Origin of the sequence: Mycobacterium sp. NPDC050441 (assembly GCF_040655355.1) — a bacterium.
Classification (GTDB): Bacteria; Actinomycetota; Actinomycetes; order Mycobacteriales; family Mycobacteriaceae; genus Mycobacterium.
Window position 1 is genome coordinate 263,592 of the sequence record NZ_JBFAJS010000007.1, and the last position, 13,593, is coordinate 277,184.

The window sequence follows — 13,593 nt, forward strand, 5'->3', positions numbered from 1 at the left end:
TCCTATCGGCTAGAGCGGATCTTCTCGTCGACCGCCGCCGCGATCTCGTCGGCGCTGACGAAGGAGCGGGGCAGGGTCCCGGCCACGCTACCGTCCGAGCGCAGCACCACCGTCGCAGGCATGACGTTGGGCACCCTGAGCGCAGCCGCGATCAGTCGTCTGCCGTCCTGCAGCGTCGGCAGACGCACTCCGAGTTCGGCCAGCCGGACCAACGCCGCGGTCTCGTTCTCGTCCTGGTGCACGGTCACGACCAGCACGTCGTCGCCGACGCGGCGCTGGTATTCGGCCATCGCCGGAAGCTCGTCGGCACATGGCCCGCACCAGTACGCCCAGAGGTTGAGCACCACGGTCCGGCCGGCCAGCACGCGGGCCACATCCACCGGCTTCCCGTCACCGGCGCACTCGAGGGTGATGCCGCGCAGCGCTTCCGGCCCCTGGCCGTTGCCCGGTCCGGGGCACGGCGGCAGGTCCGCACGGGCCCGCGGGCCGGCCAGGGCCTCGGGCGTATCGGCATCTCGGTGGTCACGGGACGTGGACTGCCCCGGCCCGGCCTGCGGTGCGGGCTCGTCGCGCAATTCCATCCAGAACGCGGCGCCCAGCGCCACCAGGATCACCAGCACCACCACGGTCCAGCGGGCCGAACGGCTCACAGTCTGCTCATCGCCGCGTTCACAGCCCGGCCAGCGCCAGCAGATGCTCGGTCTCGGGACCTTTGACGAGCGCGGCAGCCGTCGGCGGATCGGTGGGCCCCAGCCCGAACGACGGGCAGTCCTTGGCCAGCACGCACACCCCGCACGCCGGTTTCCTGGCGTGGCAGACGCGGCGGCCGTGGAAGATCACCCGGTGGCTGAGCAGGGTCCATTCCTTGCGTTCGATGAGCTCACCGATTGCGAACTCGACCTTGACCGGGTCTTCCTCAGTGGTCCAGTGCCAGCGTCGCACCAGCCGCCCGAAGTGGGTGTCGACGGTGATCCCGGGGATGTCGAAGGCGTTGCCCAGGATGACGTTGGCGGTCTTGCGCCCCACCCCGGGCAGGGTCACCAGGTCCTCGATGTTGTCGGGCACCTCGCCGTCGAACCGGGCCACCAGCTCCTGGCCCAGCCGGATCAGCGAGTTGGTCTTGTTCCGGTAGAACCCGGTCGGCCGGATCAGCTCCTCCATCTCGGTGCGATCGGCCTGCGCATAGTCCAGTGCCGTGCGGTATTTGAGGAACAGCGCCGGCGTCGTCAGGTTCACCCGCTTGTCGGTGCTCTGCGCCGACAAGATGGTCGCCACCGCCAGCTCCAGTGGATTGGTGAAGTCCAGCTCGCAATAGACATGTGGAAACGCCCGGGCGAGTTCACGATTCATCCGTCGAGCCCGTCGAACCAGGCCCAGGTGGGTTTCGGTGTCCCACTTCTTGGACCGGCGCGTTTTCCCTGTTGGGGCAGCAGCCTCAGTCACGTCAAACAGCGTACTGACCTCGCCGGACATTCTCCTGCGCGGACCGGTGATGATTCGTGACCCCGCTGAGACCTACGCCGTGTTAACTACTGCCTTGTGTCGTGGTTGCTGGTAGCGCTCATCCCGGGGTTGCTCATGCTGGCGGCGTTCGGGCTCGAGCGGCTGGAATCGGGTTTGGACCGAAAGCCCGGCCCGGTGGCGGCCGTGCCGCGGGTCAAGCCGGTGCTCCTCGACCTCGAGAGTGAGCGTTTGCCGACGCGCTACTACGAACCGCAGGCCATAAATACCGGGTTTCCTGCGTCTCGACCTGTCAATCGTGTGTAGCGTGGGCTAGTCGCGAAACCGCGCACCTCTAGACTGAGCAGGAAATATCAGTAAGAGAACAACACACCCAATAGCTTAAGGGGCAACGTGGACGAGATCCTGGCCAGGGCCGGAATCTTCCAGGGCGTCGAACCGACCGCCGTTTCGGCGCTGACGAAGCAGTTGCAGCCCGTCGACTTCCCGCGCGGGCATACCGTCTTCGCCGAAGGCGAGCCCGGCGACCGCCTGTACATCATCATTTCCGGCAAGGTGAAAATCGGCCGCCGTTCACCGGACGGCCGCGAGAACCTGCTGACCATCATGGGTCCGTCGGACATGTTCGGTGAACTGTCGATCTTCGACCCGGGGCCTCGCACGTCGAGCGCCACCACCATCACCGAGGTGCGCGCGGTGTCGATGGACCGCGACGCGCTGCGTGCGTGGATCGCCGACCGTCCTGAGATCGCCGAGCAGCTGCTGCGGGTGCTCGCGCGTCGTCTGCGCCGCACCAACAACAACCTGGCGGACCTGATCTTCACGGACGTCCCCGGCCGGGTGGCCAAGCAGCTGCTGCAGCTGGCCCAGCGGTTCGGGACCCAGGAGGGCGGGGCGCTGCGCGTCACGCACGACCTCACGCAGGAAGAGATCGCCCAGCTCGTCGGCGCGTCCCGCGAGACCGTCAACAAGGCACTGGCCGATTTCGCCCACCGCGGCTGGATCCGGCTGGAGGGCAAGAGCGTGCTGATCAGCGACAGCGAAAGGTTGGCGCGCCGCGCACGGTAGCGCCCGCTAGTTTTCCGCGAAACTGCATTCCGGCAGGTCCGTACCCGGACTTCTCCTGCTGGAATGCAGTTTCGGCGTTTCGGGGGTCAGTCCCTCAGGTAGTCCAACTGGGCCTGCACCGACTTCTCGGCGGCGTCCCAGAGTTTCTGGTCGACATCGGTGTAGACGTGCTCGACGACCTGACGGGCCGAGGCGTCGTCGCCCAGTTCCCGTAGTGCTGCGCGGATCTGGTCCAACCGCTCCTGGCGGTGCGCCAGGTACATCGTGGTCACTTCGTGGAGGTTCGGCAGATCGGGCCCGTGCCCGGGAAGCACCGTCCGGGCACCCAGGCCCTGCAGTCGCTGCAGGGATTCCAGATAGTCACGCAGGCTGCCGTCCTCGGTGTCGATGACGGTGGTGCCGCGGCCCAGCACGGTGTCGGCGGTCAGCACCGCCCCTTGCCCGTTGTCGTCGTCGAGCACGAAGCTGAGTGAATCGACGGTGTGGCCGGGCGTGGCCATCACCTTGATCCGCAGGCCGGCGGCGTCGATCACCTCGCCGTCGGTCAGCGGACCGCCGAGGCCCCGCAGGAAGCCACTGCCGACCGAGCGGACGGTGGCGCCCGTCAGGTCCACGAGCTTGTCGATGCCGCCGGTGTGGTCCTCGTGCTTGTGACTGATCAATACCAACGCGACGGTGCCCAGTTCGGCGATACGGGCGATGTGCGCCGCATCGTCGGGACCGGGGTCGACGATGACGATCTCGTCGCTTCCCGGGCCACGGAGGACCCAGGTGTTGGTGCCCTCCAGGGTCATCAGCCCCGGGTTGTCGCAGAGCAGTACGGAGGCCGATGCAGTGACCGGCCGCAGCAGCCCGTAGGCCGGGTGCGCGGCCGCCGTCACGCTGTTTCGACGATGATCTCGACTTCGACCGGCGCGTTGCGCGGCAGTTCCGACACGCCGACGGCCGAACGCGCGTGCGCGCCCGCCTCGCCGAAGATCTCGCCGAACAGCTCGGAGGCGCCGTTGACGACGCCGGGCTGTCCGCTGAATCCGGGTGCGGAGGCGACGAACCCGGTCACCTTGACGATTCGGACGACGGAGTCGATGCCCACCAGTGCATGCACGGCGGCCAACGCGTTGAGGCCACAGACCCGGGCCAGCTCGTTGCCCTGCTCGGGGCTGATCTCCGCACCGACCTTGCCGGTCGCCAGCAGCTCACCGGCCTGGATCGGCAGTTGGCCGGCGGTGTAGACCAGGTTGCCGGTCCGCACCGCGGGCACATAGGCGGCCAGCGGCGCGACCACGTCGGGCAGTTCGATGCCCAGTTCGGCCAGCCTCGCGGTGACCGTCATTTCGGCCGCTTCAAGTAGGCGACGTGCTGCTCGCCGGTCGGGCCCGGCAGCACTGAGACCAGCTCCCAGCCGTCGTGCCCCCACTGATCGAGAATCTGTTTGGTGGCGTGGGTCAACAACGGGACCGTGGCGTACTCCCAGCGGGTTGGTTCGCTCATGACCCGAGCTTATCGGTCGGACACTCAGGCTTGGTTAGCATGCACTGGTGGCAACCACAGAGAGCGGCGCCAAACACGTCGGCTGGCCGTCAAGGCTGACGAAGGCCCGTCTGCATTTCGTATCCGGCAAGGGCGGAACCGGCAAATCCACCGTCGCGGCGGCATTGGCCCTGGCCCTGGCGGCCGGCGGCCGCAAGGTGCTGCTGGTCGAGGTCGAGGAACGTCAGGGCATCGCGCAGTTGTTCGACGTGCCGCCGCTGCCGTACGAGGAAGTCAAGGTGGCCACGGCCGATGGCGGTGGACAGGTCAACGCGCTCGCGATCGACATCGAGGCCGCGTTCCTGGAGTACCTCGACATGTTCTACAACTTGGGCCTGGCCGGCCGGGCGATGCGCCGCATCGGCGCGATCGAATTCGCGACCACGATCGCGCCCGGCCTGCGTGACGTGCTGCTCACCGGCAAGATCAAAGAAATCGTGACGCGCACCGCGAAGGACGCCAAGGGCAAGCGTGGCGTCTATGACGCCGTCGTGGTGGATTCCCCTCCCACCGGCCGTATCTCGCGGTTCCTGGACGTCACCAAGGCGGTCTCCGACCTGGCCAAGGGCGGGCCCGTGCACTCCCAGGCCGATGGTGTGGTCAAGCTGCTGCATTCCGAGCAGACCGCGATCCACCTGGTGACGCTGCTGGAAGCGCTGCCGATCCAGGAGACGCTGGAGGCGATCGACGAGCTCACCGAGATGGGGCTGCCGATCGGCAGCGTCATCGTCAACCGCAACATCCCGGCCTACCTGCCCGCCGAGGATCTGGCCAAGGCGGCCGAGGGCGACATTGATGCCGACGCCGTCCACGCGGGCCTGAAGAAGTCTGGAATCACGTTGTCGGACAACGATTTCGCCGGTCTGCTCACCGAGTCCATCCAGCACGCCACGCGGATCTCGGCGCGCGCCGAGAGCGCCGAGCTGCTCGATGCCATCGACGTACCCCGCCTGGAGTTGCCCGCGCTGGCCGACGGTGTCGACCTGGGCAGCCTGTATGAACTCGCCGAAGCACTCGAACAGCAGGGGGTCCGATAGTGAGCGCCAAACCGCCCGCCCTTGACATGCACGCGATCCTGTCCGACACCGCCAACCGCGTCGTAGTCTGTTGCGGCGCAGGCGGAGTCGGCAAGACCACCACCGCTGCCGCGATGGCGCTGCGGGCGGCCGAATACGGCCGCACCGTCGTGGTGCTGACGATCGACCCGGCCAAGCGACTGGCCCAGGCGCTCGGCATCAAGGATCTGGGCAATACCCCGCAGCGGGTGCCGCTGGCCCCGGAGGTCACCGGCGAGCTGCACGCGATGATGCTGGACATGCGCCGCACGTTCGACGAGATGGTGACGCAGTACTCCGGGGAAGACCGGGCCGACGCCATCCTGGAGAACCAGTTCTACCAAACGGTGGCGACCTCGCTGGCCGGCACGCAGGAGTACATGGCAATGGAGAAGCTCGGCCAGCTGCTGGCCGAGGACAAGTGGGATCTGGTGGTGGTGGACACGCCGCCGTCACGCAACGCCCTGGACTTCCTCGATGCGCCAAAGCGGTTGGGCAGCTTCATGGACAGCCGGCTGTGGCGGATGCTGCTGGCGCCCGGACGCGGGATCGGCCGCTTGGTCACCGGCGCCGTCGGGCTGGCAATGAAGGCCCTGTCAACCGTGCTGGGCTCGCAAATGCTTTCCGATGCAGCAGGTTTCGTGCAATCACTGGATGCCACCTTCGGTGGGTTCCGCGAGAAGGCGGACCGTACCTACGAATTGCTCAAGCGGCGCGGCACCCAGTTCGTCGTGGTGTCGGCGGCCGAGCCCGACGCGCTGCGCGAGGCGTCGTTCTTCGTCGACCGGCTCTCGAACGAGCACATGCCGCTGGCCGGTCTGATCCTCAACCGCACCCATCCCACGCTGTGCGAACTTCACGCCGACAAGGCCGAGGAAGCCGCCGACGAGTTGGTGGCCGAGGATCCGGAATCGCTGACCGCGGCAGTGCTGCGTATTCACGCCGATCGGGCACACACCGCCAAGCGTGAGGTGCGACTGCTGTCCCGGTTCACCGGGGCCAATCCGCATGTGGCGATCGTCGGGGTGCCGTCACTGCCGTTCGACGTGTCCGATCTCGATGCGCTGCGCGCGATCGCCGATCAGATCACCGGCGTCGCCGAGCCCGCCTGACATCTGACATGTAGCGAGCCCGCCTGATAATCAGGCGGGCTCAGCTGCGGGGTTGCCGGCTCGGCGGTTAGACCGCGCTGCGGTGGTGCTTGCGCTGGGCGGCGAAGAACTCGGCCCAGGAATTGACTTCGGGATGCTGCTTGAGCAGGGCGCGACGCTGACGTTCGGTCATTCCGCCCCAGACTCCGAACTCCACGCGGTTGTCCAGCGCGTCGGCTCCGCATTCGAGGATCACCGGGCAGTGCCTGCAGATCACTGCGGCTTTGCGTTGCGCTGCACCGCGGACGAACAGCTCGTCCGGATCGGCCTGGCGGCACCTCGCCTGCGAAACCCAGGCGATCCGGGCTTCGCCCTCGCCTCGGTGGATCAGGTTGGCGGCGGGGGAGGAAGCGTTCATATTGTCTGCGACAGTTCGTGTACCTGACACCAGCGATCCCTTCGTTCCAGCCATCTCCCCAGATGGCGGGCGTTGAACCTTCCGGTGTAGAACGCCGTTGCGATCTACGCCACATTGCGCCAGCCTGTGTTACCTGGATCGCACTGTGTGTCCAAGCTAGGTGGTCAGAGGGTATTAACGCAACAGTTTGCGAACCACTTTTTTGGGACGGCCGTGCCGTCTGACCGGCATTTGGGCGCTTTGCGGTATTTCTGCAGGCAAGTGCGATATGGCGGTAGGCCCCGCTCGCAGGAAACCCGCCTCAGCAAGATAGCTACTCTGTACCCATGCCGGAGCAGCCGACACGACCGCCCGCGCAGCCACCCCAAGCGGTCACCATCATCAAGCTTGCCTGGTGCTGCCTGCTGGCGAGCGTCCTGGTGGCCACGTTCATGTTCCCTTTGGTGGGTGGATTCGGCCTGATGTCCAACCGGGCGTCCGACGTGGTCGCCAATGGCTCGGCCGCTCTGGTCGACGGTGAAGTTCCGCAGGTCTCGACCATGGTCGACGCCAAGGGCAACACCATTGCGTGGCTGTATTCGCAGCGCCGCTTCGAGGTGCCGAGCGACCAGATCGCCAACACGATGAAGCTCGCCCTGGTCTCCATCGAGGACAAGCGCTTCGCCGAACACAACGGCGTGGACTGGCAGGGCACGCTGACCGGCCTGACCGGATACATGCGGGGCGACAGCGACACCCGCGGTGGTTCGACGATCGAGCAGCAGTATGTGAAGAACTACCAGCTGCTGGTGATCGCGCAGACCGAGGCCGAGCGCCGCGCCGCCATCGAGACCACACCGGCGCGCAAACTACGTGAGATCCGGATGGCCCTCACGTTGGACAAGACCTTCACCAAGCCCGAGATCCTGACCCGCTATCTCAACCTGGTCTCGTTCGGCAACGGCGCGTTCGGCGTCCAGGACGCCGCACAGACCTATTTCGGGGTCAACGCCTCGGAGCTGAACTGGCAGCAGTCCGCCCTGCTGGCCGGCATGGTGCAGTCCACCAGCGCGCTCAACCCCTACAGCAATCCCGACGGCGCCCTGGCCCGCCGGAACCTGGTGCTGGACACCATGATCGACAACATCCCGCAGGAGGCCGAGGCACTGCGGGCCGCCAAGCAGCAGCCGCTGGGCATCCTGCCGCAGCCCAACGAGTTGCCCCGTGGCTGCATCGCGGCCGGTGACCGGGCGTTCTTCTGCGATTACGCGCTGGAGTACCTGGCCCGTGCCGGGCTGTCCAAGGAGCAGGTGGCCAAGGGCGGTTACCTGATCAAGACCACGCTGGATCCCGATGTGCAGGGCTCGGTGAAGTCGTCGATCGACAGCATCGCCCGCCCGGACGCGCCGGGCATCGCCAGCGTGATGAGCGTGATCAAGCCGGGCAAAGAATCCCATCCGGTCCTGGCGATGGGCAGCAACCGCACCTACGGTCTGAACACCGACGCCGGCGAGACCATGCAGCCGCAGCCCTTCTCGCTCGTCGGCGACGGCGCCGGGTCGATCTTCAAGATCTTCACGACGGCCGCGGCCATGGATATGGGGATGGGCATCAACACCCAACTGGCGGTGCCCGGGTTCTTCCAGGCCAAGGGGCTGGGCAGCAGCGACACCCCGGGTTGCCCGAAGGAAACCTGGTGTGTGAAGAACGCCGGCGGCTACCGGGGTTCGATGAGTGTCACCGATGCCCTGGCCACCTCGCCGAATACCGCGTTCGCCAAGCTGATCTCGCAGATCGGCGTGCAACGGTCGGTCGACATGGCGGTGAAGCTGGGGCTGCGGTCCTACGCGTTGCCCGGCACCGCCCGCGATTACGACCCGGAGAGCAACGAGAGCCTGGCCGACTTCGTCAAGCGCCAGAACATCGGCTCGTTCACGCTGGGCCCCATCGAGGTCAACGCACTCGAGTTGTCGAATGTGGCCGCCACCTTGGCCTCAGGCGGGACTTGGTGCCCGCCCAATCCGATCGCCCAGGTGCTCGATCGCCGCGGTCAGGAGGTGTCGGTGACCACCGAGACCTGCGATCAGGCGGTTCCCGAGGGTCTGGCCAACACGCTGGCCAATGCGATGAGCAAGGACGACCAGGCCGGCGGTACGGCCTCCGGTTCGGCCGGTTCGGTGGGCTGGGATCTACCGATGTCGGGCAAGACCGGCACCACCGAGGCACACCGCTCGTCGGGCTTCCTGGGCTTCACCAACCAGTACGCGGCGGCCAATTACATTTACGACGATTCCACCACTCCCGGCGAGCTGTGCTCGTTCCCGCTGCGCCAGTGCGGGGACGGCAATCTGTTCGGCGGTAACGAGCCGGCCCGCACCTGGTTCACCGCGCTGAAACCGATCGCGAACAGCTTCGGCCCGGTGGTCATGCCACCGACGGATCCGCGCTACGTCGACGGCGGCCCCGGCTCGGTGGTGCCGACGGTGACCGGACTGGATGAGACGGCCGCGCGTCAGCGGCTCAAGGAGTCCGGATTCCAGGTGGCCGACGGCGCCGCCTCGGTCAACAGCAGCTCGCGCTACGGGACCGTGGTCGGCACGGCGCCCAGCGGGCAGACGATTCCGGGCTCGATCATCACGATCCAGATCAGCAACGGCATCCCACCGGCCCCGCCGCCGCCCGAGTTCCCGTTCCCGCTGCCGGGCGGTCCGCCGCCTGAGATCGGCCAGACGGTGGTCGAGATCCCGGGGCTGCCTCCGATCACCGTTCCGGTGCTCGGGCCTCCACCGCCCCCGTGAGGACCGGTTCGCAGTAGGCTTGCCGGCATGTCAGTTAAGAAGGCAGCTGCCATCGCCGCCGGTTCGCTGGTTGCCGGGATCGGCTACGCGTCCCTGATCGAGCGCAATGCGTTCGTGCTGCGGGAAGCGACCATGCCGGTACTGGCCCCTGGCTCATCGCCCCTGCGGGTGCTGCATCTGTCCGATCTGCACATGCGTCCCAATCAGCGCCGCAAGCAGGCCTGGCTGCGTGATCTGGCGCGCCTTGAGCCCGATCTGGTCGTCAACACCGGCGACAACCTGGCCCATCCGAAGGCCGTGCCCGCCGTGGTGCAGTCACTGAGCGATCTGCTTTCGGCGCCCGGCCTGTTCGTGTTCGGCAGCAATGACTATTTCGCGCCGCGCCTGAAGAACCCGCTGAACTACGTCACCAACCCGCAGCACCGGACGCATGGTGAGCCGCTGCCGTGGCAGGACCTGCGCGCGGCGTTCACCGAGCGCGGCTGGCTCGACATGACCCACATCCGGCGCGACGTCGAGGTGGCCGGGCAGCACATCGCGGTGGCCGGCGTCGACGATCCGCACCTCAAGCGCGACCGCTACGACACCATCGCCGGCCGGGCCAACGGCGCGGCGAACCTGACGTTGGGGCTCACGCACTCTCCCGAACCTCGGGTGTTGGACCGCTTCGCAGCCGACGGCTATCAGCTGGTGCTGGCCGGGCACACCCACGGCGGGCAGCTGTGCCTGCCGTTCTACGGGGCCATCGTGACCAACTGCGAGCTGGACCGGTCGCGGGCCAAGGGCGCCTCGAAGTGGGGATCGCACATGCAGCTGCACGTGTCGGCGGGCATCGGCACATCGCCGTTCGCGCCGGTGCGGTTCTGCTGCCGTCCCGAGGCCACCCTGTTGACGCTCGTCGCAGCGCCGACCGGTGGCGGCAACGTCGGGATCAGGGCCGGGAAATCCAGCCCGGCCGTCTCGGCCCGGTGAGCCGACCGGGCTGCACCGCGTCGCGTCCACGGCCACGCCGGTGGGTCGACAATGCGGTGCGGCTGATCGAGGCCGATTCCAAGCGCAGCGCCGACACCCATCTGCTGCGCTACCCGCTGCCGGCTGCCTGGCACGACGAGATCGACGTCGCGTTGTATCTCAAGGACGAGTCCACCCACATCACCGGCAGCCTCAAGCACCGGCTGGCCCGTTCCCTTTTCCTGTACGGGTTGTGCAACGGCTGGATCGGCGAGAACACCACGATCATCGAGGCGTCCTCGGGGTCGACGGCGGTGTCCGAGGCCTACTTCGCGGCGCTGCTGGGGCTGCCGTTCATCGCGGTGGTGCCGGCCTCGACCAGCGGCTCCAAGATCGCGTTGATCGAAGCCCAAGGCGGCAGTTGCCATTTCGTCGCCCAGTCCTCGCAGGTGTACGCAGAGGCCCAACGGTTGGCCGAGGAGACCGGCGGGCACTATCTGGACCAGTTCACCAACGCCGAACGGGCCACCGACTGGCGCGGCAACAACAACATCGCCGAGTCGATCTACCAGCAGATGGGCCTGGAACCGCATCCGATTCCGGAGTGGATCGTGGTGGGCGCGGGCACCGGCGGTACCAGTGCGACGATCGGTCGCTACATCCGCTACCGCAGGCATGCCACGCAGTTGTGTGTCGTCGACCCGGAGAATTCGGCGTTCTTCCCCGGCTACGCGCAGGGCCGCGATGACGTCGTCACGGGCGCATCCTCACGCATCGAGGGCATCGGCAGGCCGCGCGTGGAGCCGTCGTTCCTGGCCGGCGTGGTCGACCGGATGATTGCCGTCCCCGACTGCGGGTCGGTGGCCGCGGCGCATCACGCCAGCCTGGTCCTGGGCCGTCGGGTCGGGCCGTCGACCGGTACCAATCTGTGGGGTGCGTTCGGCCTGCTGGCCGAGATGATCGCGCACGGCCGCAGCGGGTCGGTGGTGACCCTGCTGGCCGACAGCGGTGACCGCTACGCGGATACCTACTTCGATGCGGACTGGCTCAGCGCCCAGGGGCTGGACACCTCGGAGTCCGCGGAGGTGCTCTCGGAGTTCGAGCGCTCGGGCAGCTGGTCCTGATCCGTCTCGGCCGTCAGGAACAGCCAAAACGCTGCCAGGGCGAAGAACCCCAGGTAGATGGTGGCGCCCAGGACGGTCATGATTTCTCCAGTCGATTCGGATGTCGTCAGTGTGTAGAACACCACCGACACCCTCATTGCTTCCCGACGCCGGTTTCTACGCCAGGGCTGTAATCCGCGACGGCGCACGACCCTCAGGTGGAAGCCGGCGCAGAGGTGGCCGTTTGGCTTTCGAGGTACCCGGTGCGATAGGCTGTCGGAGCTTCACGCGGGGTGTGGCGCAGCTTGGTAGCGTGCTTCGTTCGGGACGAAGAGGTCGTGGGTTCGAATCCCGCCACCCCGACAGTGCAAGCAAGGCCCAGACCAGAGAAATCCGGTCTGGGCCTTGCTTTTTGTGCGGGTCAGGCGCTGTCACTCATGTTGATGGCCCTTCTTGCCGTGACCCTTCCCATTCCCACGGTCTTGGCCGTTCCCGTTCCAGTCGCCCCAATCCCCTTGGTCGGCGGGCAGCGTGGGTGTGAACGTCGGGATGCTCGTCGTGGCAGGGAAGGTCGGCTCGACAGTGGTGGTCACCGGCGTCACGGCCGGCGCGCGCTGCGGCGGCGGGTCGGCGATCAGCAGGATGGCCCCGAGGATGACGGCGGCGGCGACACCCGCGGCCGCCAGCATCAACCGGACCCGCGAGCGACGGGGCGGCAGCGGAGCCGGCAGCATCAGGGTCGCGGGAGGGGCCGGCGGCGCGGCGTGCAGTGCGGCCCGCATCGCCGCGGCGTCGGCGAAGCGGTAGGCCGGGTCCCGTGCCATCGCGCGCTCCAGCACCTGAACCAGAGCAGGATCCACATCGGGGCGCAGCATGGCGATCGGCATCGGGGCTTCGTCGACGACCGCGCGCATGGTGGCGATCGGGTGGTCCCGCGCGAAGGGCCGCCGCCCGGTCAGCGCCTCGTAGCCGAGCACGCCGACGGAATAGATATCGTCCGAAGCCGATGCCGGTTGCCCGGTAATCCGTTGCGGGCTCAGGTAATCCGGTGTGCCGAACACCGTTCCGGCATGGGTGTGGGCGGTTCCGGCGGTCTTGGCGATACCGAAGTCGGCGAGCTTGGCGGTGCCGGACGCGGTGATGAGGACGTTGCCGGGCTTGATGTCGCGGTGCAGGATGCCTGCACCGTGGGCGGCCGTCAGCGCGCCGAGGAGATCGGCCAGTACCCAGCGCACCCGGTCGGCCGAAAGTGGTCCGGCCGCAATCTCCTCGGCCAGGGTGGGCCCGGGCAGCCGTTCCATCACGATGTACGGCGTCCCGTGGTCTTCACCGCTGTCGTGGACCGCGACGATGTTGGGGTGGTTGAGTGCGGCAGCGGCCCGCGCTTCGTCCTCGAATCGCCGACGCGTGAACTCGTCGGCGGCCAGGGCCGGATAGAGCAGTTTGATCGCGACCGGACGCGACAGCCTGGTATCCCAGCCGTCGCGTACCTCGGCCATGCCGCCGCGGCCGAGCACGCCGCGTAGCTCGTAGCGGTCGGCGAGCGCCGCCGTCATAAATCTCCCCTCCGCCGTGCGCTTGGATCCAAGTATCCCGGAGTGCCGTTCTGCGGCATGCTGGGACCATGCCCCGGTTCACGCTGGAATCCGCCGACGCCGATTTCTTCACCACGGCGCCGCACATCTTCACCTATAACAAGCGCTTCGCGGCACCGCCGGAAAAGGTGTGGGAGTCGCTGGTATCCGATGAGTCCCTGGCCGCCTGGGGACCGTCGGTCACGAACGTGAACTGGTTGACGCCGCGGCCGCTCGGGATCGGCTCGTCCCGTGAGGTGACTCTGGCACCCGGCGTGGTCCGGGTGCACGAGACGTTCTTCCGTTGGGAGGAGGGGCGCCGGTATTCGTTCACGGTCGACCACGCCAACATTCCGTCGCTGCGCCGGTTCGCCGAGGACTACCTGGTCGAACCCGTCGGCGACGGGCAGACGCAGTTCACCTGGATCGTCGCGATCGAACCGAAGCCGTTGTTCGCGATCCCGTTCAAGGGGCTGGCGCCGGTGGTCAAGGCGGCGTTCGGGCGACTGGCGTCGGACGGCCAGCGCTACTTCGCCAAGCAGGTGTGAGCGCGGTCCCAACCAAG

At 67.4% G+C, this 13,593-nt stretch carries 14 protein-coding genes and 1 tRNA gene; 8 read left to right on the forward strand and 7 right to left on the reverse strand.

The genetic code is table 11. The features are described 5' to 3' along the window. Positions 1 to 2 precede the first annotated feature (2 nt). Together AB0I14_RS22065 and nth are read right to left on the reverse strand one after the other, a co-directional pair. On the reverse strand, positions 3 to 650 hold the full coding sequence (locus AB0I14_RS22065) for a TlpA disulfide reductase family protein (protein WP_358025941.1): 648 nt from the start codon (positions 648 to 650) through the stop codon (positions 3 to 5). A gap of 19 nt (positions 651 to 669) precedes the next feature. Continuing rightward, on the reverse strand, positions 670 to 1,350 hold the full coding sequence (gene nth / locus AB0I14_RS22070) for an endonuclease III (protein WP_166910101.1): 681 nt from the start codon (positions 1,348 to 1,350) through the stop codon (positions 670 to 672). Positions 1,351 to 1,854: 504 nt separating this feature from the next. Here nth and crp point away from each other — a divergent pair. Beyond that, entirely contained in the window at positions 1,855 to 2,529 is a 675-nt protein-coding gene (gene crp / locus AB0I14_RS22075) for a cAMP-activated global transcriptional regulator CRP (protein WP_003883807.1), read from the forward strand. Between the two features lie 86 nt (positions 2,530 to 2,615). Here crp and AB0I14_RS22080 read toward each other — a convergent pair whose 3' ends face one another. From AB0I14_RS22080 to AB0I14_RS22090, 3 genes are read right to left on the reverse strand one after another with little or no spacing between them, the layout of a single operon-like run. Next, on the reverse strand, positions 2,616 to 3,410 hold the full coding sequence (locus tag AB0I14_RS22080) for an MBL fold metallo-hydrolase (RefSeq protein WP_358025945.1): 795 nt from the start codon (positions 3,408 to 3,410) through the stop codon (positions 2,616 to 2,618). Beyond that, complete coding sequence (locus tag AB0I14_RS22085) at positions 3,407 to 3,862, reverse strand: RidA family protein (RefSeq protein ID WP_358025947.1); 456 nt, start codon at positions 3,860 to 3,862, stop codon at positions 3,407 to 3,409. The genes AB0I14_RS22080 and AB0I14_RS22085 overlap by 4 nt, the downstream gene beginning before the upstream one ends. After that, the gene (locus AB0I14_RS22090; RefSeq protein WP_018603531.1) at positions 3,859 to 4,020 is read right to left on the reverse strand and encodes a DUF4177 domain-containing protein; all 162 of its coding nucleotides are present in this window, start codon (positions 4,018 to 4,020) and stop codon (positions 3,859 to 3,861) included. Before AB0I14_RS22090 ends, AB0I14_RS22085 begins: the two co-directional genes overlap by 4 nt. 44 nt (positions 4,021 to 4,064) lie before the next feature. Between AB0I14_RS22090 and AB0I14_RS22095 the strand changes: the two genes are divergently transcribed. Together AB0I14_RS22095 and AB0I14_RS22100 are read left to right on the forward strand one after the other, a co-directional pair. Next, complete coding sequence (locus AB0I14_RS22095; protein ID WP_358026402.1) at positions 4,065 to 5,096, forward strand: ArsA family ATPase; 1,032 nt, start codon at positions 4,065 to 4,067, stop codon at positions 5,094 to 5,096. A 26-nt stretch (positions 5,097 to 5,122) separates the two neighbouring features. Beyond that, on the forward strand, positions 5,123 to 6,226 hold the full coding sequence (locus AB0I14_RS22100; protein WP_358026405.1) for an ArsA family ATPase: 1,104 nt from the start codon (positions 5,123 to 5,125) through the stop codon (positions 6,224 to 6,226). A gap of 67 nt (positions 6,227 to 6,293) precedes the next feature. Here AB0I14_RS22100 and AB0I14_RS22105 read toward each other — a convergent pair whose 3' ends face one another. Further along, positions 6,294 to 6,623, reverse strand: coding sequence for a WhiB family transcriptional regulator (locus tag AB0I14_RS22105; RefSeq protein ID WP_358025949.1), 330 nt, complete (start codon positions 6,621 to 6,623; stop codon positions 6,294 to 6,296). A gap of 326 nt (positions 6,624 to 6,949) precedes the next feature. On the opposite strand from AB0I14_RS22105, the gene ponA2 reads away from it, so the two are divergent. The 4 genes from ponA2 to AB0I14_RS22125 all read left to right on the forward strand — a co-directional run bounded on the left by ponA2 (position 6,950) and on the right by AB0I14_RS22125 (position 11,817). After that, on the forward strand, positions 6,950 to 9,400 hold the full coding sequence (gene ponA2, locus AB0I14_RS22110; RefSeq protein ID WP_358025951.1) for a transglycosylase/D,D-transpeptidase PonA2: 2,451 nt from the start codon (positions 6,950 to 6,952) through the stop codon (positions 9,398 to 9,400). A gap of 27 nt (positions 9,401 to 9,427) precedes the next feature. Further along, positions 9,428 to 10,372 (forward strand): metallophosphoesterase, encoded by a 945-nt coding sequence (locus tag AB0I14_RS22115; RefSeq protein ID WP_358025953.1) that lies wholly within the window; start codon positions 9,428 to 9,430, stop codon positions 10,370 to 10,372. After that, positions 10,369 to 11,475 (forward strand): PLP-dependent cysteine synthase family protein, encoded by a 1,107-nt coding sequence (locus tag AB0I14_RS22120; protein WP_358025955.1) that lies wholly within the window; start codon positions 10,369 to 10,371, stop codon positions 11,473 to 11,475. Before AB0I14_RS22115 ends, AB0I14_RS22120 begins: the two co-directional genes overlap by 4 nt. 268 nt (positions 11,476 to 11,743) lie before the next feature. Further along, positions 11,744 to 11,817, forward strand: a tRNA-Pro gene (locus tag AB0I14_RS22125). A 68-nt stretch (positions 11,818 to 11,885) separates the two neighbouring features. Here AB0I14_RS22125 and AB0I14_RS22130 read toward each other — a convergent pair. Further along, positions 11,886 to 13,010 carry a serine/threonine-protein kinase gene (locus tag AB0I14_RS22130; protein ID WP_358025957.1) on the reverse strand — a complete coding sequence of 375 codons (1,125 nt, stop codon included), beginning with the start codon at positions 13,008 to 13,010 and terminating at the stop codon, positions 11,886 to 11,888. Positions 13,011 to 13,078: 68 nt separating this feature from the next. Here AB0I14_RS22130 and AB0I14_RS22135 point away from each other — a divergent pair, with 68 nt between their 5' ends. Next, positions 13,079 to 13,576 (forward strand): SRPBCC family protein, encoded by a 498-nt coding sequence (locus AB0I14_RS22135; RefSeq protein WP_358025959.1) that lies wholly within the window; start codon positions 13,079 to 13,081, stop codon positions 13,574 to 13,576. Positions 13,577 to 13,593 lie beyond the last annotated feature (17 nt).